Origin of the sequence: Fulvivirga maritima (genome assembly GCF_021389955.1) — a bacterium.
Classification (GTDB): Bacteria; Bacteroidota; Bacteroidia; order Cytophagales; family Cyclobacteriaceae; genus Fulvivirga; species Fulvivirga maritima.
Genome location: NZ_CP089980.1, coordinates 5,011,687 through 5,036,949, shown reverse-complemented (window position 1 = coordinate 5,036,949; position 25,263 = coordinate 5,011,687). Strand labels below are relative to the sequence as shown.

General features: G+C 37.7%; 27 protein-coding genes. 16 read left to right on the top strand and 11 right to left on the bottom strand.

The genetic code is table 11. The features are described from left to right. Positions 1–3: 3 nt before the first annotated feature. Complete coding sequence (locus LVD15_RS21245; RefSeq protein WP_233777209.1) at positions 4–444, top strand: nuclear transport factor 2 family protein; 441 nt, start codon at positions 4–6, stop codon at positions 442–444. A gap of 133 nt (positions 445–577) precedes the next feature. Here LVD15_RS21245 and LVD15_RS21240 read toward each other — a convergent pair whose 3' ends face one another. From LVD15_RS21240 to LVD15_RS21225, 4 genes are all read right to left on the bottom strand, one after another. Beyond that, the gene (locus LVD15_RS21240; protein ID WP_233777208.1) at positions 578–1,555 is read right to left on the bottom strand and encodes a sialidase family protein; all 978 of its coding nucleotides are present in this window, start codon (positions 1,553–1,555) and stop codon (positions 578–580) included. Between the two features lie 618 nt (positions 1,556–2,173). Further along, positions 2,174–2,644 carry a DUF4265 domain-containing protein gene (locus LVD15_RS21235; protein ID WP_233777207.1) on the bottom strand — a complete coding sequence of 157 codons (471 nt, stop codon included), beginning with the start codon at positions 2,642–2,644 and terminating at the stop codon, positions 2,174–2,176. A gap of 69 nt (positions 2,645–2,713) precedes the next feature. Continuing rightward, the gene (locus tag LVD15_RS21230) at positions 2,714–3,124 is read right to left on the bottom strand and encodes a response regulator (RefSeq protein ID WP_233777206.1); all 411 of its coding nucleotides are present in this window, start codon (positions 3,122–3,124) and stop codon (positions 2,714–2,716) included. Then, positions 3,124–4,344, bottom strand: coding sequence for a sensor histidine kinase (locus tag LVD15_RS21225; protein ID WP_233777205.1), 1,221 nt, complete (start codon positions 4,342–4,344; stop codon positions 3,124–3,126). Before LVD15_RS21225 ends, LVD15_RS21230 begins: the two co-directional genes overlap by 1 nt. Positions 4,345–4,575: 231 nt before the next feature. Here LVD15_RS21225 and LVD15_RS21220 point away from each other — a divergent pair, with 231 nt between their 5' ends. Further along, positions 4,576–5,208, top strand: coding sequence for an NAD(P)H-dependent oxidoreductase (locus tag LVD15_RS21220; RefSeq protein WP_233777204.1), 633 nt, complete (start codon positions 4,576–4,578; stop codon positions 5,206–5,208). Between the two features lie 139 nt (positions 5,209–5,347). On the opposite strand, the gene LVD15_RS21215 is transcribed toward LVD15_RS21220, so the two are convergent. Next, positions 5,348–5,758 carry an OsmC family protein gene (locus LVD15_RS21215; protein ID WP_233777203.1) on the bottom strand — a complete coding sequence of 137 codons (411 nt, stop codon included), beginning with the start codon at positions 5,756–5,758 and terminating at the stop codon, positions 5,348–5,350. Positions 5,759–5,830: 72 nt separating this feature from the next. Then, positions 5,831–6,703: a helix-turn-helix domain-containing protein gene (locus tag LVD15_RS21210; protein WP_233777202.1), complete on the bottom strand. Its 873-nt coding sequence runs from the start codon at positions 6,701–6,703 to the stop codon at positions 5,831–5,833. Between the two features lie 279 nt (positions 6,704–6,982). On the opposite strand from LVD15_RS21210, the gene LVD15_RS21205 reads away from it, so the two are divergent. From LVD15_RS21205 to LVD15_RS21180, 6 genes are all read left to right on the top strand, one after another. After that, positions 6,983–7,366 carry a DUF4372 domain-containing protein gene (locus tag LVD15_RS21205; RefSeq protein ID WP_233777201.1) on the top strand — a complete coding sequence of 128 codons (384 nt, stop codon included), beginning with the start codon at positions 6,983–6,985 and terminating at the stop codon, positions 7,364–7,366. Then, entirely contained in the window at positions 7,350–8,189 is an 840-nt protein-coding gene (locus LVD15_RS21200) for an IS4 family transposase (protein ID WP_233777199.1), read from the top strand. Before LVD15_RS21205 ends, LVD15_RS21200 begins: the two co-directional genes overlap by 17 nt. 201 nt (positions 8,190–8,390) lie before the next feature. Next, positions 8,391–8,774: a DUF4372 domain-containing protein gene (locus tag LVD15_RS21195; protein ID WP_233777200.1), complete on the top strand. Its 384-nt coding sequence runs from the start codon at positions 8,391–8,393 to the stop codon at positions 8,772–8,774. Continuing rightward, positions 8,758–9,597, top strand: a complete 840-nt coding sequence (locus LVD15_RS21190; protein ID WP_233777199.1) for an IS4 family transposase — start codon at positions 8,758–8,760, stop codon at positions 9,595–9,597. Before LVD15_RS21195 ends, LVD15_RS21190 begins: the two co-directional genes overlap by 17 nt. Positions 9,598–9,927: 330 nt before the next feature. Beyond that, positions 9,928–11,511 carry a M81 family metallopeptidase gene (locus tag LVD15_RS21185; protein WP_233777198.1) on the top strand — a complete coding sequence of 528 codons (1,584 nt, stop codon included), beginning with the start codon at positions 9,928–9,930 and terminating at the stop codon, positions 11,509–11,511. Positions 11,512–12,033: 522 nt separating this feature from the next. Then, positions 12,034–12,186: a YqaE/Pmp3 family membrane protein gene (locus LVD15_RS21180; RefSeq protein WP_233777197.1), complete on the top strand. Its 153-nt coding sequence runs from the start codon at positions 12,034–12,036 to the stop codon at positions 12,184–12,186. A 12-nt stretch (positions 12,187–12,198) separates the two neighbouring features. Here LVD15_RS21180 and LVD15_RS21175 read toward each other — a convergent pair whose 3' ends face one another. Together LVD15_RS21175 and LVD15_RS21170 are read right to left on the bottom strand one after the other, a co-directional pair. Then, positions 12,199–12,741, bottom strand: a complete 543-nt coding sequence (locus LVD15_RS21175; protein WP_233777196.1) for a DUF421 domain-containing protein — start codon at positions 12,739–12,741, stop codon at positions 12,199–12,201. Between the two features lie 82 nt (positions 12,742–12,823). After that, positions 12,824–13,708 carry an SDR family oxidoreductase gene (locus tag LVD15_RS21170; protein WP_233777195.1) on the bottom strand — a complete coding sequence of 295 codons (885 nt, stop codon included), beginning with the start codon at positions 13,706–13,708 and terminating at the stop codon, positions 12,824–12,826. 292 nt (positions 13,709–14,000) lie between these two features. On the opposite strand from LVD15_RS21170, the gene LVD15_RS21165 reads away from it, so the two are divergent. From LVD15_RS21165 to LVD15_RS21145, 6 genes are all read left to right on the top strand, one after another. After that, positions 14,001–15,173: a zinc-dependent alcohol dehydrogenase gene (locus LVD15_RS21165; protein ID WP_233777194.1), complete on the top strand. Its 1,173-nt coding sequence runs from the start codon at positions 14,001–14,003 to the stop codon at positions 15,171–15,173. A gap of 132 nt (positions 15,174–15,305) precedes the next feature. Then, positions 15,306–16,718: a CheR family methyltransferase gene (locus LVD15_RS21160; RefSeq protein WP_233777193.1), complete on the top strand. Its 1,413-nt coding sequence runs from the start codon at positions 15,306–15,308 to the stop codon at positions 16,716–16,718. Between the two features lie 153 nt (positions 16,719–16,871). Next, positions 16,872–17,222 carry a hypothetical protein gene (locus LVD15_RS21155; protein ID WP_233777192.1) on the top strand — a complete coding sequence of 117 codons (351 nt, stop codon included), beginning with the start codon at positions 16,872–16,874 and terminating at the stop codon, positions 17,220–17,222. A 250-nt stretch (positions 17,223–17,472) separates the two neighbouring features. Then, on the top strand, positions 17,473–18,414 hold the full coding sequence (locus tag LVD15_RS21150) for a PAS domain-containing protein (protein ID WP_233777191.1): 942 nt from the start codon (positions 17,473–17,475) through the stop codon (positions 18,412–18,414). After that, positions 18,402–18,677, top strand: coding sequence for a PAS domain-containing protein (locus LVD15_RS27325; protein WP_370687432.1), 276 nt, complete (start codon positions 18,402–18,404; stop codon positions 18,675–18,677). The genes LVD15_RS21150 and LVD15_RS27325 overlap by 13 nt, the downstream gene beginning before the upstream one ends. 81 nt (positions 18,678–18,758) lie before the next feature. Next, complete coding sequence (locus LVD15_RS21145; RefSeq protein ID WP_233777190.1) at positions 18,759–19,862, top strand: hybrid sensor histidine kinase/response regulator; 1,104 nt, start codon at positions 18,759–18,761, stop codon at positions 19,860–19,862. 65 nt (positions 19,863–19,927) lie between these two features. On the opposite strand, the gene LVD15_RS21140 is transcribed toward LVD15_RS21145, so the two are convergent. Both LVD15_RS21140 and LVD15_RS21135 read right to left on the bottom strand, forming a co-directional pair. Beyond that, on the bottom strand, positions 19,928–20,218 hold the full coding sequence (locus LVD15_RS21140; protein WP_233777189.1) for a hypothetical protein: 291 nt from the start codon (positions 20,216–20,218) through the stop codon (positions 19,928–19,930). A gap of 165 nt (positions 20,219–20,383) precedes the next feature. Further along, on the bottom strand, positions 20,384–21,040 hold the full coding sequence (locus tag LVD15_RS21135) for a suppressor of fused domain protein (RefSeq protein WP_233777188.1): 657 nt from the start codon (positions 21,038–21,040) through the stop codon (positions 20,384–20,386). A gap of 331 nt (positions 21,041–21,371) precedes the next feature. Here LVD15_RS21135 and LVD15_RS21130 point away from each other — a divergent pair, with 331 nt between their 5' ends. Beyond that, complete coding sequence (locus tag LVD15_RS21130; protein WP_233777187.1) at positions 21,372–21,935, top strand: thioredoxin family protein; 564 nt, start codon at positions 21,372–21,374, stop codon at positions 21,933–21,935. Between the two features lie 482 nt (positions 21,936–22,417). Next, positions 22,418–23,497, top strand: coding sequence for a Gfo/Idh/MocA family protein (locus LVD15_RS21125; protein WP_233777186.1), 1,080 nt, complete (start codon positions 22,418–22,420; stop codon positions 23,495–23,497). A 69-nt stretch (positions 23,498–23,566) separates the two neighbouring features. On the opposite strand, the gene LVD15_RS21120 is transcribed toward LVD15_RS21125, so the two are convergent. Further along, positions 23,567–25,132 carry a GH39 family glycosyl hydrolase gene (locus LVD15_RS21120; RefSeq protein ID WP_370687377.1) on the bottom strand — a complete coding sequence of 522 codons (1,566 nt, stop codon included), beginning with the start codon at positions 25,130–25,132 and terminating at the stop codon, positions 23,567–23,569. Positions 25,133–25,263 lie beyond the last annotated feature (131 nt).

Below are 25,263 nucleotides of genomic sequence, written 5' to 3'. Positions count from 1 at the left end.
GATATGAATTTGAATGAATTATCAGACAAAATTGCTCTAAGAGAACTGATAGATAATATTTCTATCTACGGAGATAAAAAGGATTTTAAAAATCAGGTTCAATTCTTTACAGAAAACGCACTTTCCGAAACAATAGCTGAAGGTAAAACCATATTAAGAATTGAAGGTAGAAATGAGATGGCAAAAGCGTTTGCAAAATTCAATAAGGACGTTGAAACCCTTTATCATTTTAACGGACAACAAATTGTTTCCATCAACGGAGATCTTGCAACAGGTAAGTGTTATTGTTTAATTACTTTGATAGGAGAAGAAAATGGCAAAAACATAAAAACCACGATTGGTGCTACTTATGAAGATGATTATGTACGCACTGAAAACCAATGGTTAGTAAGTAAACGAGTAGGTACTTTTGAATGGAAAAATACCATTGAAATAGTAGAGTAAGCATTAAATTTGAATCATGCTGCTGTAGTGATTGCAGCAGCATGATTTTTAATATCTTATGCTATGACTTTATTAAGGGAATGGTGAAAAGATTTTAAGCTCATTGCCATTAATTTAAATGAATTTTTAGGCCTCATTCTATCTCTAACTTATCTAGTCCTATTCTATAAATATTACCAAAACCATTTAAAGGACTATTGGCTTTTTGCTTTAAGCCGTCTACACTTTTTATGGTTTCTTTACTATTATAAGTTCTTTCACTGGTAAAATAAAAATTGCGATTTTCCCAATCTATGAAGGGGCAAAAATCCAATCTATTAGAATTAATTAACTTACCCATATTTTTTGATTGGCTCCAGTTACCTGCTGCATCTTTTATACTAAAATAGAGGTCTCCACCTCCCAAATCATCACTTCGCCCATATGAGCTGAAGATGATTAAATCCTCTTGAGGACTTATATAGGCATTGAATTCATACATTTCTGAATTTATTTCTATCGGCAAAGGTATGGGTGATGTAAATTTACCTGCCTTAAATTCTGACATAAAAATATCCTCTTTACCTACTCCGTCTCCCCTGGTTGCAGTAAAGAATAAGTTTCCCTTTTCGCTTAAAGAAGGGAAAAATTCATCTCCTTCAGTATTTATTACCGAATCTAGCGCTAATGGCTCAGTCCAGCGATTATCAATTTTGTCACTGTACCAAATATTATAATCCGTTCTGGAAGAATCATTATATATAGGCCTGTTGGAAGCAAAAAACAGCCGATTCCCATTGTTAGCATAAAATGGTTCAATATCCTGATACTTCCCGGAAATGCTCATTATTTTAGGCTCCCTCCATTTGCTATCGGTTTTCTCTAATATTACCAATGCCCTTGCCGTTTGCTTATAGTCTCCGAGCGTATAGATCATCTCGTTACCTTCAGGGTTAATTGCCATATCTCTCTCATACAAAGGCGTAGAAATAATATTTTCAGCAAAGATTGACAAGCCGTCTGCCTTTGAATTAATATCAATAACATCATGAGTTAATGCCGTGTTCTCCCCCTGATTACAGCAAAATAAAACACTCAATATGATGATAAGAGATAGTTTATGCTCTTTCATTAATCACTATATTTTTAATAAGCCAATCTACGAATAGTATTTCATAAAATGACTAATTAAAAATAGGACGAAGTAATCTCTAAGACCTAGAGAAGTCAGGCTGCCCTGGCCGGTAGAAGAAAGCTCGGGATTGCTTCACTACACTTCGCTTCGTTCGCAATAACCACTATCATCATTACCGTCATCCCTGCCGAAACGAAGTGCTCACCGCTCAGGTACAACTTAACCGAACAGTGAGATTCCTGATATCATTGCGCTATGCTCCACGATTCAGGAATGACGGCTTTCAAAGCCTACTACAGCTACGCCTGAGCTCAGAAGTAATGTAGCTTTTTTTGTTATTTTTTTGATCGATTGCAAAAAAGTAAGGTATCTAAGCTATGTAATGCATACAGTGGATTAAGCAAGCAAACAGCCGCATGAAAAGCTTTACTTAAACCAATAAATAGATCTCTCCTGCCGTCGAGATGACCCTGGATTTTAGGGAGTAGATTATGTCACTTCTATTGGTGTGATTGAAACAAATGGTAGGTCTCTGTGTGACTCGGCAGTGTTTTCACCTTGCTGTAACGTCAGCAATAAAGATATAAAGAGCCATAAACTTTGACTGTCATTCAATTACTCCACGGTTACATTTTCACGATGCACTTTTGACAAAGAGGCCTCCTTATAATCCCAAATCCCCTCTTTCAGGCCTGATTCTAGTCGCTTCTTTAGTAACTTGTAATCTTGATATGGATTTATAGAAATGGAAATAAGCAAATCACTATACATTTCGGTTTGATATTCTTTAAACTCCTCCATATAGGTCCTCATATTGGTATCTCTCAACGCAACCACCTGAATAAGACTTGCTCCCGATTCCTTAATTAATGAATCATACCAATAACCTTGATTTTTCTCAACCGATATTATATCTCCCAGAGCAATATTGTGAATGAAAAAGGGAATATTATTCACCTCATAATATTTACCCATCCTTTTACAAGCCAACTCTTCTACCTCATAATTATCCCCCAATTTGTGTACAAATTTCACCTGGATATTATCAGGGTGATTTTTTAAAATGATATTTCGCCAGTTCCACATCGCTCTTCAATCATCAATTTATAACATTTTACATTCGCTTCCTTATAATACACTTAATATCAATAAAGCTTACTGATCATTAAAATGCTTAGATAATAAATCATCAAACATTTCTCTTGTCAATGGTTTACTTAAAAATCCGATATCGGAGTGAATATTCATTGCAGTTTCTTTATCCTCCAATCTGCGAGAGGTAGTTAACATAATCATCACGACCTTAGCCTGATTTTCAGGGTCCAATTTTTTATATTCTTCCAAAAACTCCCAGCCATTCATACCGGGCATATTAATGTCTAAAAAAAGCAAATCTGGACTTGGGTTTCCTGAATCTAGGCTATCTCTAAGATAATCCAATGCTTCGGTTCCACTTTCTAAGGCTACTATAGATTTTACTTTTCCTGATTTTTTGAGTATTCGTTTATGAAAGAAATTATCGTCAGGGTTATCATCAACTAGCATCACACAATTTAACTGCTTCATTATTCTATAAGTTGTTTAGAAATGGTAAAATGAAAGACACTCCCCTGGCCAGCTTCAGAGTCTACCCATATATTTCCTTTATGCATCTCCACTATCTTTTTACAGTGAGCCAGCCCAATACCTGATCCTTGATACACTTTTTCTGAATGTAGCCTTTGAAATATTTGAAATATGCGTGTTCTATCTTTTGAAGCGATGCCTATTCCGTTATCAGCTACAGAAAATTGATATTGATTTTCTGACACTTCACAATGGATTTTAACTTCAGCCGCCTGATCTTCCTTTTGAAATTTAATGGCATTAGTTATTAGGTTTTGAAAAATTTGCCGGAGCTCCGTTTCAAAAGCATGCATTATGGGCAAATGATCTACTAATACTTTGGCTTTTTTCTGATGTATTAGCTGGTATAGATCTTCAAGCACATCAGCCAATACCTGATTGGTGTCCACCTCTTTCAAGGCACTATTTCTACCTATTTTAGAAAAATCTAAAAGTGCAAAAATCAAGGTTCTCATACGATCTGTAGACTTACTGATAGTTTCCAGATAATTAATTACATCTTCATCTAAATCATTTTCATAATCTTCCCTTATGATTTGAATGTAATTAGAAATAGTCCTTAATGGCTCCTGCAAATCATGAGAAGATATATATGCAAATTGCTCTAACTCTTTATTTTTAATCTCAAGCTCTGCTGTTCTCTCCTTCACCCTGCTTTCAAGATTTATATTGATCTCAGCTAGCTCTTCTCTAGATTGCTCTAAGGCGGCAGTACGTTGGTCAACTATATTTTCTAAATTTTTATTAATCTCAGCTAGCTCTTTTCTAGACTGCTCCAGCTCTGTGACATTTCTTAGCATTACATAAATGTAATTATCTCGTATATGGTGTACAGAACATTCATAGGTGCCTGCTACCTCGTGATTAGAATATTCTACCATTCCCAAATTAACACTCTCACCATGTACTGACACATCTCTATAGGTCTTAATCACCGCAAGTCCATTTTCATGTTCGTAGGCCTCAGGTGCCACTTCTATTATATATTTGCCAAACACCTCTTCTTTTACCTTCCTCATCTCATGAAGAACAATTTTGTTCATAAAAATATAGCGGACACTCTTCAGATCTTCAGGATTTACCACTTGAAAAATCCCTATACCTATGGGCAAATCGTCTATTACATTGGTAAGAATCTCATTATTTAACAACCCTTTCATACACGTTTTTACTTAAGCAAATGCCAAAAAATGAACACTTAATTAATATAAATAAAATATCTTAAATTATGTATTTTTCTATATTCAATATGCATCTTTATTGACCATATATCACTAATTATCAGCGAAAGCCTCCAGTACCCCCTCATTTCAATCTACTTTTGATCAGCGGCTTGTTAAAAGCCATTAAATAGACTTAGATTTGTACCCCTGAAATTTAAAATATCACATATGTCATTAAATGAAGACCTTAAGTGGCGCTACGCTGCGAAAAAAATGAGTGGAGAGGTAGTTCCTCAAGAAAAAGTGGACTATATATTAGAAGCAGCACGTTTAGCACCTTCTTCATCGGGTTTACAGCCTTATAGAATTTTTGTAATCACCAATAAAGAGCTTTTAGAGAAAATTAAGGCCTTTTCTTTTAATCAAAGTCAAATAACCGACTGCTCTCACCTGCTGGTATTTGCTGCTTGGGATGGTTACACATCTGATAGAATGGGTGAAGTATTCAAACAAACATTAGCTGAAAGAGGCTTACCTGAAAATACAATGGATGACTACCATAACATGCTATGGGGCAGCTATGAACCTTTAGGAACGGAATGGCATCAGCATCATTCTGCGAAACAAGCCTATATCGCCTTTGGGTTAGCCATAGCCGCGGCTGCCGAGCAAAAGGTAGATGCAACGCCTATGGAAGGCTTTGATGCTAAACAAATGGATGAGTTATTGGAACTTGACAAAAAAGGTCTTAAGAGTGCCGTTATTCTTCCTTTAGGCTACAGAGCGCAGGAAGGTGACTGGTTAGTAAACCTTAAAAAGGTAAGAACTGCTAAAGATGAGTTCGTTACTTATATAAATTAATAATGAGAGGTTGTGCCAGAAGTTAAGCTGTTTCTAAAATCCATATGATCTTTACTAACGCTGTAACTACAACTGATACAACCTCTTTTCAATATGTCAATCCCCGGGCAGATCTGTTATTTTATAGCTTAAAGGTCAGTTAAATTAACTCTGCCTCAAGCACAATCTCAAAACTGAAAGCCTGACTTACCGGACAGGTTTCCTCAGCATTTTTGGCTATTTTCTGAAACTCTTCTTCTGTAAGGCCAGGGACTTTAGCCTGCAGTTTCAACACTGACTGAGTGATTTTCCCATCGTTAAGCGTAATGGTAGAACTGGTCTCCAACTGGTCTACCTGATAGCCCGCAGTAGTTAAATCCAGGCTCAGCTTCATGGTAAAACATCCTGCGTGAGCCGCTGCTAATAGTTCTTCAGGATTGGTTCCTTTCCCCTCTGCAAAACGGCTGTTAAATGAATAAGGTGTTTGATCTAATACGGTACTGTCTGTAGTTAAATGTCCGTTCCCTTCTTTAATACTTCCTTGCCATATGGCTTTTGCATTGCGTTTCATAATTCCTTTGTTTAATGATTAATGATATTCCAAAGGTAGTCCCGATCCTAGATGAAATAAATGCAGAAAAGTCTATCTCAATTGTACATTTTTCCCTTGGCTGTACTTTTTCCTGAAAGCAGCAGGGCTATCTCCCACTTTATTGGTGAATAACCGATTAAAATAGGCAGGATCATCATACCCTAATTCATAGGCGATCTCTTTAACGCTATTATTGGTATAGTTTAGCAGGCGCTTGGCCTCCAGTATAATTCGCTCCTTGATAATATCATTAGGCTGCGGCCAACCTAATCTTTTAAACTTATTAGACAATGTTTTAGAAGCAACTGCTAGTATTTCAGCATAATCAGCCACACTGTGCTTTTCTCTATAATGAATCTCCACCAAACGGCTGAACTCCCTAAAGAACTCCACCTCATCTGCTGATTCTTCACTGGTGTCATCCAAATGCTGTTTTTTCCAAAGGCGCGTGGCCCTAATGATCAATTGTTTCAAATAGGTTCGGATCATCTCTTCCTGCGACACTTCTTGTAATGTAAACTCCTCCTGAATGAAACCAAACAATGAATAAATGACCGAAATTTCATTTTTCGGAATAACGGTCATAGGCATTTGATAAAGGTTATTAAAAAGCAGTCCATCACAAGCGACCTCACTATCATGAATCTGAATGCAATAAAAATCGCGGTTATAATAAATCATAAAGCCCGGCGCATCAGAGACTTTTAACATCTGTAGATACTGATTGCTATTAATAAAGAATAAACTAGGAGAAGTGGTAGTATAATGATTAAAATCCACCATTAACTCATAACCAGCTGGCAGCAGTAATACCTTAATATAATTTCTTAATGACTCCTCATTAGCTTTGTCCAAATTTTCTTTGTGAATGGTAAGCCCACCGAAACGCTGGTAGTTAGACTCATAATAACCTTCAAACTCCATATACAATCAGGTTTAAAAACAAGCTTAAAGATAACACTGCTGTTTGCCAAACTACCGGTTTGGTAGAATAATATTAAGTGGTAATGATTGAATTATTAATAGACTACCTTCCGATCTTAACTTCCTGAGCTAATCAAAATAATTAAACGCCTAAAAAAGCTTAATTAGATTAATATTCTTTAAATCACTAGTGTCCGAGAAAAAAGATAGGGGCCTCTGAATAATTTCAAGAGTGCCCCATAATGTGTATTTTCGGTTTACCACAACAAAAAATCACACATGAGTAAAAATACATATTTCTACGGACAGCCAATCTTTTCTCAACTATTATCGCTGATAGATAAATCGGTGTTAAATCAAATAATATCAAAACACCAATCTGACAGATATTACAAGAAATTGAATACTTGGCATCACCTAGTAAGCATGTTATACTGCTGTTTCAGTGGGGCAAGTGCTCTCAGAGAGCTTACTACGGGGCTTTTGGCCTGCCAAAACAAACTGATCCATTTAGGTATTCAATTTATACCCAGACGTTCCACTTTATCAGATAGCAACAAAAAACGCAGTAGTATAGTCTTTGCAGACATTTACATGAAATTGTTTAAAAAAGTATCGGCACCTTTTGCCGGACAGCCGCTTGAGAATGGAAGTTCTCAATAAACTTTATATTGTTGATTCAACGATTATTAGTCTGTTTAAAGATATTCTCAAGGTAGCAGGACGCCCTAGAAAAGATGGCAAAAGCAAGGGAGGCATTAAAGCTCATGTAATGATTCATGCGGCAGAATTAATGCCATGTTTAGTACGGTTGACCAAGGGAAGTCAGCATGATCATACATTTTTAAAGCAATTACAACTCCCAGAAGGATCCTATGTGGTGATGGATAAAGGGTATATCGATTATAGACAATACGCACAGTGGAGTCATCAAGGGATATTTTACATTACCAGAATGAAAGAAAATGCCAGATATCAATCAATAGATGAGCTAGAACTGCCTGAAGATAAAGACTTTTGTGTACTTAAGGATGAAAAAGTTGTTATCAGTTTCAAGACTGATGGACAAGTGCAAGAGCTTCAAAATAGAAGAATAGCCTATTATGATGACCTCAATAATAAATTATTAGTGTTTATGACCAATAATATGGAGTTGGAAGCAGCCACAATAGCGGCCATTTATAAATACCGATGGCAGATAGAGCTTTTATTTAAAAAGCTGAAGCAGAACTTTCCTCTCAAATATTTTCTGGGGGACAACCAAAATGCTATTGAGATCCAAATTTGGAGTGCCCTGATCTGTCTATTATTGATGGAAGTAGTCCGAAAACAGATCAAAAAAAGATGGGCCTTTTCTAATATGGTCTCATTGGTAAGGTTTCACTTGATGGCCTATGTTCACCTTACCCGCTTTCTAAACAATCCAGACCTAGAACTTCAAAAAACAATATATAAAACCAATCAATACCCTTTATTTAGTCCATAGAGGGCTCACTTTTCCAGATTAGAAGAAAACCACTTTATTTTTGCTTAGAATCGCTAAAATTTCTTAGACCAGAGTTTAGTCGGACACTAGTGTCTTTAAATATTAATCACTAGTGTCCGAGAAAAAAGATAGGGGCCTCTGAATAATTTCAAGAGTGCCCCATAATGTGTATTTTCGGTTTACCACAACAAAAAATCACACATGAGTAAAAATACATATTTCTACGGACAGCCAATCTTTTCTCAACTATTATCGCTGATAGATAAATCGGTGTTAAATCAAATAATATCAAAATACCAATCTGACAGATATTACAAGAAATTGAATACTTGGCATCACCTAGTAAGCATGTTATACTGCTGTTTCAGTGGGGCAAGTGCTCTCAGAGAGCTTACTACGGGGCTTTTGGCCTGCCAAAACAAGCTGATCCATTTAGGTATTCAATTTATACCCAGACGTTCCACTTTATCAGATAGCAACAAAAAACGCAGTAGTATAGTCTTTGCAGACATTTACATGAAATTGTTTAAAAAAGTATCGGCACCTTTTGCCGGACAGCCGCTTGAGAATGGAAGTTCTCAATAAACTTTATATTGTTGATTCAACGATTATTAGTCTGTTTAAAGATATTCTCAAGGTAGCAGGACGCCCTAGAAAAGATGGCAAAAGCAAGGGAGGCATTAAAGCTCATGTAATGATTCATGCGGCAGAATTAATGCCATGTTTAGTACGGTTGACCAAGGGAAGTCAGCATGATCATACATTTTTAAAGCAATTACAACTCCCAGAAGGATCCTATGTGGTGATGGATAAAGGGTATATCGATTATAGACAATACGCACAATGGAGTCATCAAGGGATATTTTACATTACTAGAATGAAGGAAAATGCCAGATATCAATCAATAGATGAGCTAGAACTGCCTGAAGATAAAGACTTTTGTGTACTTAAGGATGAAAAAGTTGTTATCAGTTTCAAGACTGATGGACAAGTGCAAGAGCTTCAAAATAGAAGAATAGCCTATTATGATGACCTCAATAATAAATTATTAGTGTTTATGACCAATAATATGGAGTTGGAAGCAGCCACAATAGCGGCCATTTATAAATACCGATGGCAGATAGAGCTTTTATTTAAAAAGCTGAAGCAGAACTTTCCTCTCAAATATTTTCTGGGGGACAACCAAAATGCTATTGAGATCCAAATTTGGAGTGCCCTGATCTGTCTATTATTGATGGAAGTAGTCCGAAAACAGATCAAAAAAAGATGGGCCTTCTCTAATATGGTCTCATTGGTAAGGTTTCACTTGATGGCCTATGTTCACCTTACCCGCTTTCTAAACAATCCAGACCTAGAACTTCAAAAAACAATATATAAAACCAATCAATACCCTTTATTTAGTCCATAGAGGGCTCACTTTTCCAGATTAGAAGAAAACCACTTTATTTTTGCTTAGAATCGCTAAAATTTCTTAGACCAGAGTTTAGTCGGACACTAGTGAATATTAATCTACTAAATATATTATTTCGCCAAATCATTTATTTCAACACCAACCACCATAAAAGTCAAATTCCATAATATTAACCCATTATAATCCTAAAAGCATTGGTGATGGAATACAATTAAACCCTGCGTTATCGCACACATTGCCCCAAAATAGCTAATATTTTCAAATTCTTTTTATTAGATTTAACAACTAACTTATTCCTTTAACTATATAGATAACAAAATTTTGCCTATGAGAATTTTACTGTATTTCACTACTATCTTTTACTTACTGGCTGCCTGCACCTCTTCTAAGGAGTCAGCGAATGGCAGCGAGCAAGATCAATCTGACAGCAACAAACCTAAAGTGGCTATTGCTGGTATAGCCATAGAATCAAGCACCTTCTCTCCTGCCCTTTCATATGAAGATGCCTTTCATAAAAGTGAAGGAGAAGAAATGTATAAAAATTACCCATTCCTTACTGACGATAGCACTCATCTGAAAAGAGCGGATTGGTATCCGGCCATGTATGCTTCTGCTATTCCAGGTGGAGCCGTTCCTAAAGAAACATACGAGTCCTTAGTTACTCAGATTTTAGAAAAATTAGAAAAGAACCTTCCTTATGATGGTCTGTATTTAGATATCCACGGAGCTATGAGCGTGGTTGGATTAGATGATCCAGAAGGCGATTTTATTACGCGAGTGCGCGATTTAGTAGGCATGGAAACACTTATATCCACCTCTATGGATCTTCATGGTAATGTAACTCAGCGTTTAGCCAAAAATAGTGATCTGATCACTTGTTTCCGCATGGCTCCTCATGAAGACCGATATGAGACCAAAGAAAGAGCGGTTGACAATCTACTTACTCGCCTAGAAAAAGGCTTGGGCAAGCCTGCTTACAAAGCATGGATTCCAGTACCCATCTTGTTGCCAGGTGAGCAAACCAGCACCAGAGTAGAGCCCGCCAAGAGCTTGTATGATAAAATACCGCTAGCCACACAACCAGAAGGCGTTATAGATGCCTCTATCTGGATTGGCTATGCCTGGGCCGATGAACCCAGAAACCATGCTACCATAATGACCTATGGTGATGATAAAGAAGCTGTAACCAAAGCAGCTGAAGAGCTCGCTCAAAGTTTATGGTCCGTTAGAGAGGAATTCGACTTTGTAGCTCCCACAGCCAGTTTAGAAGAAGCCCTAGACTCGGCTGTAGCCAGTGACAAGGTGCCCTTCATAATTAGCGATTCAGGAGACAACCCCACAGCTGGTGGCGCCGGAGATGTTACCTGGACCATTACCGAAATACTTAAAAGACCTGAATTTAAAAAAGAAGATGGCCCTTCATTGATCTATGCCTCTATACCTGGGCCAAATTTTATAGCTAAAGCTGTAGAGATTGGCGTTGGCGGTGAAATTGACGCCACTGCGGGTGCTGATGTAGATGATCGTTTTGCTCCCCCTGTTAGACTAAAGGGAACTATAGAAGCAATTGAACATGGTGACAGAAGCGCCGAAACTGTTGTAGTAGTAAAAACAGGAAGTGCTCATGTAATAGTTACTAAAAAGCGTAAGCCTTATCATTATATCAAAGATTTTACTGATGTAGGCCTGAACCCTAAAGAGACAGACATAGTAGTGGTAAAAATTGGCTATCTGGTACCCGAACTGTATGACATTCGTGCCGACTGGATCATGGCGCTTACTCCAGGAGGTGTAGACCAATATCTGGAGCGATTAGAATACAAAAGAATTAACAGACCTATGTATCCTTTTGATAAAGATATGGATACTCCAAATCTAAAAGCTCGCCTTATTCCACTCTCTCAAGAGTAATAAAGCATAAGGTTTCTCTAAAAGCCTGGGATAGTTTGAATGCTATTTCAGGCTTTTTTATTGGCAATATATAGGTAATGGAATGCTGTACTTTGCTGAACTGCAGAAGCAATAACCAGTATAAGTATCACTACGTTATCTTGGCCGCAATGAAGTGAAGAGTCATAACCTTGCTGAGATCATTACTGCTGGCTGAAAAGTGAGATTCCTGATATCACTATGCCATGCTGCATGACTCAGGAATGACGTCTTTTTTCTATCTGGTAATTACGAGGAAGTTATGACGAAGTAATCTCGATGCTATGGAAGACAGTCTTCACAGGACGGCAGATTTAAGTTAGAGATTACTTCATTTCGCTTCGTTCGCAATAATCAGTTTATTTGGGTAGTACGCTATCTTGTTGTACCGTCACGCGGTGAAAAGGATTGGAAAACAGGCTCTTTTACTTTATTAATAACAAAAGCCAACCTCTAAGGTTAGTAAAAGAAACAATTATAAACATTCAATAATAAGAAACCAATATGTCATTAATTACAATAATTTTAAATATACTTTTACCGCCATTAGCTGTTTTTATGAAACATGGCCTTGGCAAAACCTTTTTAATTAACGTTGTGCTTACACTAATTGCTTGGCTTCCGGGAGTCATTCATGCATTTATTGTAAATGACTAAATATTAATCAATTCAAGGGGGTGTCAGGTGCACGCCCTTTAGCATTTCCTCATCCAGTTCTTTATCAGTATCATTACTATGAAGAACAGACATATCACCAGTAGTTTCTAGTACTACAGCCAATACCTGATCCTTATTAAGCACATTGGCCTCTCTTAATTTCGCATATAAATCGGCTTCTGTAACTCTGGTAGCTTTAAGGTTTTTGTGAATAATGACTCCTTTATCCATTAACAAGATCGGTTGATTCGTAATTAGTTTATCAAAAACATTACTGCTTTTTCTTGTCTTAGCTACTATAAACTGAAGCAAAACCAATATTGCCAGTCCCACCGCCCCCTGCACTACGCTCTCTTTATGCAAAAGCATAGTAGATGCTATTACACTTCCTATAGCTATGGTTATAGCAAAATCGAAGCTACTCATTTTTGCAAAAGTCCTCAAACCGTTTAAACGGGTTATTAGAATGATTACAACGTAGATGATGATGGTAGAAAATATGGTTATGAGTATGTCATCACTATCGGCATAAAGCCAATTCAGGTCTTCTAGCATGGTATTGTAGTTTAAAGTGAACTGTGTCAGGAAATACTCGCTGACACAGTGATGAAAAGATAATAACGCTAATGCATCATTATCAAATGGTAATTCTTCCTCCTGTAACCGGTATGGTGGCTCCATTAATATAACTACCTTCTGCCGAAGCCAATAACACATACACAGCAGCTAATTCTGCGGGTTGGCCTAGTCTTTCCAAAGGCGTATTTTTTCCAAAGTTTTCTACCTTTTCTTTGGGCATGGTAGCAGGTATTAATGGTGTCCAAATAGGACCTGGAGCCACACAATTCACCCTGATACCTTTGTCTCCTAGTATTTGAGCTAAATTAGCGGTGAAATTTTGAATAGCTCCCTTTGTGGCGGCATAGGCCAATAATACCGGAGTAGGATTATAAGCATTTACTGAGGTAGTGTTTATAATGCTACTGCCTGGCTGCATATAAGGCTCTGCCATTTTACAGAGATAAAACATACTATGGATATTGGTTTTAAAGGTATATTCCCACTCCTCAGATGGAATATCTTGTAATGATTCTCGAGCCATTTGAAAAGCCGCATTATTCACTAATACATCTATGCGGCCACCGAGCTGGTCTACTGCCGTTTCAATAATATGCTTACAGTGCTGCTCCTCGCTGATGTCTCCTTTTATCAAAACCGCTTTTCTGCCGGCTTCCTTAATATATTTGGCAGTTTCTTTAGCATCATCATCTTCTTCCAGGTAAGAAAGCACTATATCAGCCCCTTCGCGTGCATAAGCTATGGCCACAGCACGACCGATTCCTGAATCTCCTCCTGTAATAATAATCCGTTTATCAGTAAGCTTCCCTGACCCTACATAGGATTTTTCTCCATGATCAGGCTTAATGTTCATTTCCGTAGTTACACCAGGCTCCGACTGCAAATCTTCATCATGAGGTGGTGTTTTATATAAGGTTTTGGGGTCTTTTAAGTCATTACTCATAGCAAAATTTTTAGGTTTAAAATATGATTAGTCTTGAATAGAGGAAATTATATGCCAAAAATGACAGAGAGTAGCTCATCAAGATATTTCACCCCTCTACATTCAAATAAGAAACAGATCGTTTTAAAACCATAAGTAGACTAATATTATAATCGAGAGTTTTTAACCCGCAACCGCGTATTTATTACCCATTAATCTATTGTAAATCTTAGTTTAATCTATTTTATGCCCTCGGCATTATATTAGCATATCAATAAATTAAATAAAATCTCAACTAACTAACCATACTAATATGAAAGCATTATGCTGGCACGGAAAAAATGATGTGCGAATAGACACGGTTCCAGATCCAATTATTCAAGATCCTGATGACGTAATATTAAAAGTAACTTCTACCGCTATATGTGGTTCTGACCTTCACTTACTAGGCGGATTAGTGCCCACCATGCAAGAGGGAGACATCCTTGGTCATGAATTCATGGGCGAAGTAGTAGATTTAGGTAAAAATGTAACCAAATTTAAAAAGGGCGATCGAGTGGTAGTACCATTCACCATCTCTTGCGGGCATTGCTCTTACTGTGAAAGCGAAGAGTACTCTCTATGTGATAACAGCAACCCTGAGCCTGAATTAGGCCAGAAAAACATGGGGCATGCCATAGCTGGTATTTTCGGCTATTCTCATATGACAGGAGGCTACTCAGGCGGACAGGCAGAATATGTAAGAGTACCTTATAGTAGTGTAGGCCCTGTAAAAGTACCAGATGAATTAGGAGATGAAAAAGTGCTCTTCCTTTCTGACATTTTCCCTACGGGTTACATGGCAGCGGTAAATGCAGATATCAAAAAAGGCGATGTAGTGGCTGTTTGGGGCTGTGGCCCTGTAGGTCAGTTCACCATTAAAAGTGCTTGGATGCTGGGCGCCTCCAGAGTAATAGCTATTGACTCTGTTCCGGAGCGCCTTAAATTGGCAGAAACATTTGGTAAAGCAGAAACTATAAGTACTACCAACTCACAAGAAGTGTATAGTTTACTCATGGATATGACAGGAGGAAAAGGTCCTGATTGCTGTATAGATGCGGTAGGCGCAGAAGCTCATGGTACCGGTAAAATGGAAATCATAAAAGACGAAGTAAAAGATATAGTCAAGCTAGACAGCGACCACCCTTATGCTCTGGAGCAAATAATTAAATGCTGCAAAAAAGGTGGTAATGTATCAGTACCCGGGGTATATGTAGATACCGTAGAAATTCCTTTTGGAGCAGCCATGAACAAATCTCTTACTTTCAGAATGGGACAAACTCATGTACAGGCATATTTGGAACCGTTATTGAATAAAATCAAAAATGAAGAGATAGACCCATCTTCCATTATTACGCATAGACTTAAGCTGGAAGATGCACCCAATGCCTATGAAACTTTTAGAGATAAAAAAGATGGATGCATTAAAGTAGTAATGACGCCGTAACTAACTATAGGTAATAGTACTTAATAAGTTTATTTTATTAGGTACTATTACCTAAAATCCTTTCTTAAGACCTGATTATTCATTTACTTGTATTATTAAGGAAGTCTGAATAATCAACTTTACACCTAACCCATGTCCCACCCTACCGCTATAGACATGAATAATGATCAAAATCTTTTAATAGTAGGTATTGGAGCTTCTGCCGGAGGACTTAAGGCATTACAACAATTGTTTGAAACTATTCCTTCTGATTTGCCTATAGCTTACTTTATCATCCAACATCTTGACCCCAATCATAAAAGTCTTCTAAGTGAGTTAATATCAAAAAAGACACCACTCACAGTAGCCGATGCTACCACAAACACAACTATTCAAAAAGGTCACGTATACGTAATACCTCCAGGAAAATATTTAGAAATTAAGAACAATAAAATCAACTTAGTCGATAAAAAAGAGATGAGTGGCTCTAGAATGGCTATTGATCACTTTTTCAAATCTATAGCCTACCACTGTGAAGAACGATGTGTAGGTATAGTGCTATCTGGCTCAGGCAGCGATGGTACTGCTGGGCTAAGAGAAATTAAAGCCGTTGGTGGGCTTACTCTGGCGCAAATGCCTCAATCAGCAGACCACCCCAGCATGCCTAATTCTGCCATAGACGCCGGGGCAATAGACAAGGTAGCGGAGTTAGATGAAATACCCAAAATCATTAAAAATTATCTTACACACCCACTAACTCTAAAAAAAGAGAATCAAATACAACGTTCTTTTTCTAATGACGTGCTTGATAAAGTAGCTAAAATATTATCAGAACACGAGAAATTTTATCTATCACAATATAAACCTAATACAATATACCGTAGGCTAACTCGCCGAATGAGTTTAACCGGCATAGAAGACTACGAACAATATATAAAGGAACTCGAAAAAAACGCAGAAGAAAGAAAGCAGTTATCAGAGGACTTACTGATTAATGTAACAGATTTTTTCAGAGATAAAGAAGCCTACCAAACTCTCAATGAGGAAGTAATTCCAGAGATCATAAAAAACATTGAAAAGGATCAGCCTATCCGCATTTGGATAGCGGGCTGTGCTAGTGGAGAAGAGGCCTATTCTTTAGCCATTTGCTTTTTAGAACAAATGGCTAAAGAAAACATTAACAATGAATTGCAGATTTTCGCAACAGATATAGATGACAACGCCATAAAAATAGCGCGAAAGGGCATTTACCCAGCTAGTATTATTAAAGAAGTTCCCCCTCAATACATACAGAAATACTTCGTAAAAAAAGAACATGATTTTTATCAAATAAAAGGAATAGTAAGAGACCTCATATCTTTTGCCAAGCAAAATGTAGCTACCAACCCGCCCTTTTCGCACATGCACCTCATCAGCTGTCGTAATTTATTGATTTATATGCGAAAAGAAATTCAGGAGAAAATTCTCAATGCTTTTTACTTTGCGCTAGAGCGAGACTCCTACCTGTTTCTTGGTAGCTCAGAAACCATTAGTAACAAAACTGACTTTTTTAGATCGATCTCTTAAAAATGGAGAATCTATGAAAAAATTCCTGGTCGAGATAAAGACACTCTACTATTACAACATCTTCATATAGAAAAGAATCAAACGCCAAATTTAACTTCTCCAACATTTAGAAATAGTAAAGATCACCTACACTCCCGGGCGGATCAAATGCGAGTGGCATTACTCGAAACACAACTCCCCCCTACGGTAATAATTGATGATAACGCAGACATTATTTACTATCACGGAGAACTAAAACCCTTCCTTAATTTTCCGTTAGGAGAACCTAAAAATAATATAATGCAAATGGTTCTGCCAGATTTAAGGTCTCGCCTCAGAGGGTGCCTATATAAGGCAAAAAAAAGCCATAAAAAACAGTCCTTCCATTGTGCGCTAATGGCCAAAGCCGATGACCAAGAAAAGGTGGATATAGAGGTGAACCTTTCCGTTTTACAAAATCAAAAGTTTACCGAAGGTGAGGCAGTAGTTATCACCTTTATACAAAAAAGAAAAGACTCCTATTGATAAGGATACAGTTGTTCGTTATGATGATGATCAATCAATAAACTATAATCTGGAGATAGAACTGGCAGAAACCAAGGAAGAGCTGCAGAACACCATTGAAGAACTGGAAAGCAGCACTGAAGAGCTCAAGGCATCACACGAAGAGGCTTTATCCACTAATGAAGAACTCCAATCTGCCAATGAAGAACTAGAAGCCAGCTCTGAAGAGCTAAGATCGTTAAACGAAGAACTTAGTACAGTAAACGGCCAGTTGAAGGAAAAAATTGAGCTCCTACAAGTAGCTAACAATGACGTACAAAACTTTTTCACCAGTACTGATATACCTACACTTTTTCTAAACACAAATCTGGAGATCCAGCGCTACACACCAGCAGCTGAACAATTATTACAAATGGTGCCAAACGACATTGGCAGAAATATATACTCCTTAGGCAAAAACCTGGTAGATGATAATCTGGTAGATGAGTGTAGGCAAGTATTGAAAAATTTTCAACCTATAAGTAAAGAAAAAGAGACCTCTGATGGCCACTGGTTTACAAGAAGAATAACCCCTTATAGAACCGAAGATTTAAAAATTGAAGGGGTGGTAATTACATTCCAAAATGTCACCGAGATAAAACACCTCTCTAAAAGAGCCGAAACCAGAGAAAAGCAGCAACAGGTGGTGGCCAAATTAGGCATGCAGGCACTACAAGGGAAAGATCCTTATGAATTAATGCATCAGGCCATTCGTCAGGTAGCACATGTGCTTGACGCAGATTTTTCTAAAATACTGAAGTACCAACCAGAAAAAAACAACTTGCTTCTAATAGCTGGCACCGGCTGGCAGGAAGAAATAATAGGCAAAGAAACTGTGCCTGACGACTATAATTCTCAAGCAGGCTATACTTTACTATCTAAAGAGCCTGTTATAGTAAAAAACTTATCTGAGGAAAAGCGTTTTCATGGACCTGACTTACTTATAAACAATGGTGTTGTAAGTGGTATGAGTTGTCTTATTAACCATACTACTCCCCCGTTTGGAGTTATAGCAGTACATACTAAGAAACAAAGAGAATATACTCAAGATGACGCCAACTTCTTATTATCAGTAGCTAACATGATCTCCACGGCACTTAGGTCTCGTGAGGATAAAGATAAGATTTACGCCAGCGAAGAACAGTTTAAGATTATAATTCTATTCCACAACTAGCCTGGATCGCAGATACTACTGGCGAAATTCATTGGTTTAATCAGCGCTGGTATGACTTTACAGGCACTCATTTAGAAGATGTAGAAGGTTGGAAATGGAAAAGTGTTCATCACCCTGATGATCTTGAGCGTGTAGTAGAAAAATACAAGACACATATTGACCTAGAGCAAGAATGGGAAGACACCTTCAAAATTCGTAATGCATCAGGAGATTACCGTTGGTTTCTTTACAGAGCCAAACCTGTAAAAGATAAAAATGGCTAGGTAGTAAGTTGGCTTGGCACCAATACTGACATAAGTGAAAGACTAGAACTGGAGCATTCACTAAGAGATGTCATAAAACAATTGGAATCTACCGATAAACAGAAAAATGAATTTCTAGCCATTTTAGGTCATGAACTGCGCAACCCACTGGCCTCGCTGAAGGCTGGCGTTGAATTGCTTGACATGGATATGTATCCGCCTGAAAAGGTGATTCAGATTATGGAAAGAAGTGTTAGCTCTATAGCGCACTTGTTAGATGACTTACTTGATTTGTCTCGCATTTCACGCAATAAAATCAACCTAAAATTAAACACTTTAAATGTATATAACCATCTGAACAACTGCCTCATCATTATTAGCCATCAGATCAATGAGAAAAATCAAACTTTAACCACTGACATAGAAAAAGACCTCTACATAAAGGCAGACGCCGTACGTCTGGAGCAGATATTCTTTAATATATTAACTAATGCCAATAAGTATACACCAGAGGGTGGACGAATTGAAGTAAGCTCCTGGGCTGAGGGTGACCATATCCATATTAAAATACAAGATAATGGCATAGGTATATCAAAGGATCAGCAAGAAGCTATTTTTGAAGATTTCTATCAAATAGAACAGCAAAATAAAGCAGCATCAGGCTTGGGTATAGGATTAGCTTTAGTAAAACAACTTGTCACCATGCACTACGGTCAGGTGCAAGTGCACAGTGATGGTCCGGGGAAAGGGTCGTCTTTCGAAGTAATTCTCCCTGCCATAGCACAGCCACAGCAAGAACATAAGTCCTCCATGTCAGTACACCTTTCTGAAGATGCTAAAAAAGACGTTACTATAGTACTGATAGAGGATAATGAAGATATAACCATAGCTATGACTATGATATTAGAGCACCTCAACTGTGAAGTATTTACAGCCTTTAATGGAAGTCAAGGCATCCCACTTATACAGGAAAAGAAACCAGACTTAGCTTTTGTAGATATTGGCTTGCCAGATATTTCAGGGTATGAAATTGCAAAACAATTACGGTCAAAATCATATAACGGCACCTTGCTGGCTCTTTCAGGGTATAGCCATGACTCAGCCAGAAAACAATCAGAAGAATCTGGCTTCGACGAGCATGTGGCTAAACCAATAGGCAAAGAAGATCTGGTAGATATATTTAAAAAACATATCTGGCAGAAATAACTGAATCAATAAATCCAGCAAAGTATTTACTTGAAATCAATTAGTCCAATAAAGCAATCACTAGTCTAACTTACCTTAAACCGCGCTCCTCTGGAGTCTTCTATATAATAATATTCCAGGCCTTTTCTGGTGATCCAATATTCATTAGAACGGCCTAGTTCTTTTATTTCCACAAAATCATGCTTTAAGCAGTAATCTATGGTGTCTATTGTAGTTTGCGGTAGTTGTGATAACAGGCTCTTGGTAACTAACAAATAAGATTTGCCTGCCAGATCTTTTGGGGTACTTACTATAAGTTGCAAAAAATCAAATACATCTATGCCCTCTAATAAATGGGCTTCTAGGTTTAGGGTCATGGTTGATATTAATTATTGATATAATCTAACCGCTAATATAACCTTTATCTTAAAGTTTAAAATGATCTAAGTGAAATTTGCCATAAAATTTTATAAGACTTACTAAATTTAATTTCTTTACTTCAGTAAGTCTTATTAAAACATGTACACTATTTATTGCCAGAACTAACTACTCTTTCTGGTTAAGTCTGTAATTAGTAATGGATTACCCTTTTTCAATTTATCCAACAGCTTTTTAGCCTCAGTGGTTTTAGGATTTTTTGCAAGAAGATCATATTCTTTGGTGGTTAGACCCACCATCTGCAAAAACTGAAGCTTTCCATTTGGAGTATCAATGCTGCCCATTTCAGGATCTTCTATAAAAGCCAGCGCTGTTATATCGGTATTAGTATCTAAACGTATTGGTCCATTCGCAGGAATAAAATGATACTCTTCGAACCAGTTCTTACTATCAAACACATATTTAGCCAAATTTTGCATAAGTGCTGCCACCCATAGCGGATCGCCTTTATCTCCATCAAAAGGAGCCAACCTAAATGTAAACTCAAAGCCCCAGCCACTAAACTCACTATTAGCACTTTCCGGATCATAGTAAAGGTTAGACATACCGTATGAAACAATATGATAATGCTTTTGCTGCTTTTTAGAATCAAATATGCTTACCCCATCTAATGGATCTTCACCACCGAGTATATATCGCACATTTGGCCCATAATTTCTTGGCTCCTGACCAGGATATAACCTCTCTGTAACCTCATCCATGCTTAGCCAACCTACGGCATCATCTTCATCAAACTTCTTTTTATACTCTTCCTTAGTCATCGTTTCATTATTAATTGATAGCCTTTACACATTGGCAGCTAAAGCCACAAAACTAACCTTTTGAAATTATAATCCCTGCACAAATCTACTAATGAAAAACACAAGGCAACAGTGCTTTTAAATGAGATGAATAACTTCAGCTCAGGTATTTAAAGTGGCCATCTCATTAAAATTATGACCATCTATTACCTAAGAATGAAAAGAAAGCTTTTGTTTTGTGGTGCTAAAATGGTTTTGGCTCATACCGTTAAGCAGAATGGCTCAAGTGGTATTGAATACGAAAAACAGATAGAGGACAAGGATTGGTCCTTCAAATTAAAAGATTACTTCAATGGATTATCAGGATTACACGAGATTGTTTGAGGAGATATTAGGAAACGATAACCCTGCCCCTCCTTATGACAACCCTGCCTATCTTAATTATACAAAACTCAATTTTTCACGCTTAAAGCGCTGGTATAAGACCCTTCAATTAAATGATGAGTTAGTAGCTGAAATCAAGAAAGTTAAAACTCAAAAATGGATCATCATTACAGAGCCATGGTGTGGAGATGCTGGTGCGTCACTTGCCTTTCTGGTGAAAATCGCTGAGCAAAATCCTTCAATCAACTATGATATTCAGCTGAGAGATCAGGAGCCATTTTTAATTGATTCTTACCTTACTAATGGAGGTAAAAGCATTCCTAAACTTGTAGTAAGAGATGCAAATGATAATGACTTATTCACCTGGGGACCTAGACCTCATGGCGCTCAAGCTCTAGTGACTGAACTAAAAGCTGCTGAAGTAACTCACGAAGTACTAGCTGAGAACATACAAAACTGGTATAATACTGATAAAGGCCAACAGCTACAGGCAGAGCTTTTAGAGCTACTTAAGTCTGTTCCTACTGCCTAAAAGATATTTAAACTATGCAGCCACTTCATGCTGCATAGTTTATAACCGAAACGCCTCCATATTCCACTAAGATAAGGTAATGAAAAACCAACCTTTCAATACTCACTACAATAGCTACTCCCTGTAATCAACACCTTACTAATCCTCTTTTGTTGCCAAGGTTCTAATTCATTTCCGAGTTGCTTGAAGGCCATGATTATCTGTAATAGCCTACTTATTTAGGTTATCAAAAATCTCTTCTGATGAGTCTTTTTACATCAAAAAATACCCTAATCTAAAAGAAATTGCAATATAGATTTTATAAATAAGCCGGATCCCGAATTCATATAATCATTTAATTATCAACAAGTTAAACACCTATCCTTCATCAGCCCTATAAGTCAGTTCAGTTACTATCCAATTTGACCGTTATTGCAAAGCATTATTACCATACTTAGTTTTGCAACTATAATTTTTATAGCAAGTTTAAAATTGAATTCACAATGGAGAATAAAAAAATAAGAATCGGATTTATAGGTTTAAACCCTGACAGCCATTGGGCTGCCACGGCACACCTGCCCGCTTTACAGTCATTAGAGGAAGAGTTTGAGATTATAGGAGTGGCTAACAGCAGCCTGGAAAGTGCAGAAAAAACCGCTAAAGCCCTGAATCTAAAACATGCCTTTAAAAATTATCAGGAACTAGTAGAGTCACCGGATGTTGATCTTGTGGCTATCACAGTGAAGGTGCCTTACCACTATGAGATGGTGAAAGCCGCACTAGAAGCAGGAAAGCATATTTACTGCGAGTGGCCGCTGGGCAATGGCCTGAAAGAGGCTGAGGAATTGGAAGCACTTGCTCGCGAAAAAGGTGTGGTAGCCGCTATTGGTACACAAATGCGCTATGCTCCCGAAGTAACCTACTTAAAACAGCTTATTGCTGAAGGTTATGTGGGTAAAGTATTGTCTACTTCGCTTATAGGCACAGGCGGCAACTGGAGCAGCGAAACCATTAGTGAGTATTACTATCTGTTTGATAAAACCAATGGTGCTGCTATGCTTGAAATACCATTAGCTCATACGCTCGTGGGTCTTACAGAAGTATTGGGTAATGTAGATACCCTTTACGCTACTATGTTTAGCAACTTTTCAGAAGTAAAAATAACTGATACCAACGAAGCAAAACCTAAAACAGCTGAAGATCAGATTATGATACAAGGCCGTTTAGAAAGTGGCGCTGCGCTATCTGTTCATTATCGTGGTGGTGTATGCAAAGGCACTAACTTACTTTGGGAGATTAACGGTACAGAAGGAGATATTCAGGTTACGGCAGATTCTGGCCATGTACAGATGGCTCAATTATCTATTGCCGGAGCTAAAAGCACTGACGAAGGCTTAAAGCCTCTTACACCTCCTGCTGAGGTATTTGAAGGCTGGCCGGAATTTCCAGGAGCCAGAAATGTAGGTCATATCTACAAACTAATTGCCGAAGATATAAAAACCGGAAGCAAAAAGGCTCCTAGTTTTACTGATGGCCTGGCGCTTCATCAGTTACTTAACAAGGTTGAAACTTCAGCCAAGTAATATTTTAAAATTGAGCTTGTGTCATCTTCAACACAAGCTCTTTTTTATCTTTCAGAAATGCTTTAGAATTCAATCCTCTTTCTCCAAGGTCAATAAGATCACATCATTTTCCCTGATATCAAAAGACCTTTTGAACTTCCCCTTTTTATTTATTTCAACCTTTTGGGCAGTAATTGGCGAGCCATCATTCTCTGTTTTAATTTTCTCTACCTGCTTCTTAGTCAACTGATCTGGTTTGCCCAAAGAGGCATAAGTACTGTAAGCATCATTCACCTTATAACCTATTTTGTAAACTTTAAGCTCATAAGTTCCTGGCTCCATGTTCTTTAAATTGACAGTCACTTCTCCTTTAGCTGCAGCTGGTAAATCTCTGTTATAAAAAGTCTGGTTTAAAACCGAATCACCGGGATGCGTATAAGTATAATCCCAAAGCAGCATTTGTAAACCATTATCCGATTTACAAGCCCAAGATGAGCTGTCAGCATTTACCAACTCTGTTTCGCCCAATTGATTCAAGTATTGATAAGCATAATAGGCCGGCTTTTTAATTCCTTGATAGTTCATAAGTCCGAAGCCACCGTGAAAAGGCGTAAAGCGCGGTCCTGCTTCTTCAAAAATATCGGTAAACACCCAGTAAGACATTGAATTAGCGGCACCGTTAATTTGCTTTAACTTCTCTAAGATGTAAGCCGCCTCATGATAACTATCATGTATGGGATCTGATGGCGTATACGATGCACTCCATTCAGTGTAGTGAAGCTCTAAATTAGGCATAGAAGATTCTTCAATTTGCTTTCTGGAATTGATAACATCACCACTTACTGCCCATTTATCCTTACTTAAGATAGTGCCTGAGGTTCCAAATTCATCAAGATAGCCATGTTTTACGCCATAGGTGTGGGTAGAGATAAAATCAAGAGGCACCTCATTATTTTCACAATATTGAATAGTTTCTGGTACCCAGGCAGCCCCAGCCGTAGCAGGCCCTCCTACCTTGTAAGCAGCATTCACTCTTTTTACGGCTTCGGCAGCATATTTATAAAGCTTAAAATACTCTTGCTGAGTGCCCGTAAAAAAGCCCGGCGTTAAGTTAGGCTCATTCCAAACTTCAAAATACCAACTACTCACCTCTTCTTCTCCATAGCGTTCTGTCCAGTGCTTTACCAGGTTGAAGATCAGATCCCCCCATTTATCATAGTCTTTAGGAGGCGTTACATTGCCTCTCCACCAAAAAATAGTCTCCTCACCACTAGCCATAGCCGAAGGCATAAAACTAAGCTCTACAAACGGCTTTATTCCTATTTCTAATAAGTAGTCATACAACACATCTATGTACTGATAATTATAGATAGGATTACCCTTATCATCTTCCTTATACACCCCCATATCATCAGTTAAAAGACCGTGCATTCGGATGTATTTAAAATCACAGTCTTGCTTAGCTATGGCCAGCTGTTGCTGCCAGTCGGCACGCAACCCCTCATTGGCTCTTCCGGCACCAATGCACTCCTTAAACATTTGGTTTAAGTCACCTTTAGTCTTTTCAAAGTCAATTGATATAACTCTCTCTTGACCAAATAGATAAAAAAAACAGTTAAATAGAAGTATACATAAAATGATACAGCGTTTATTCATTATTTTATTGTTGTAGTATTGATAATTATTCAGAGACAGGAAGTTAAACATACACCAAAATATATCCTAAGTTTTACAAGGGCGTCTCTTTCGAGTTATCAAAACATTACCCATAAAGAAACAAAAGCTCC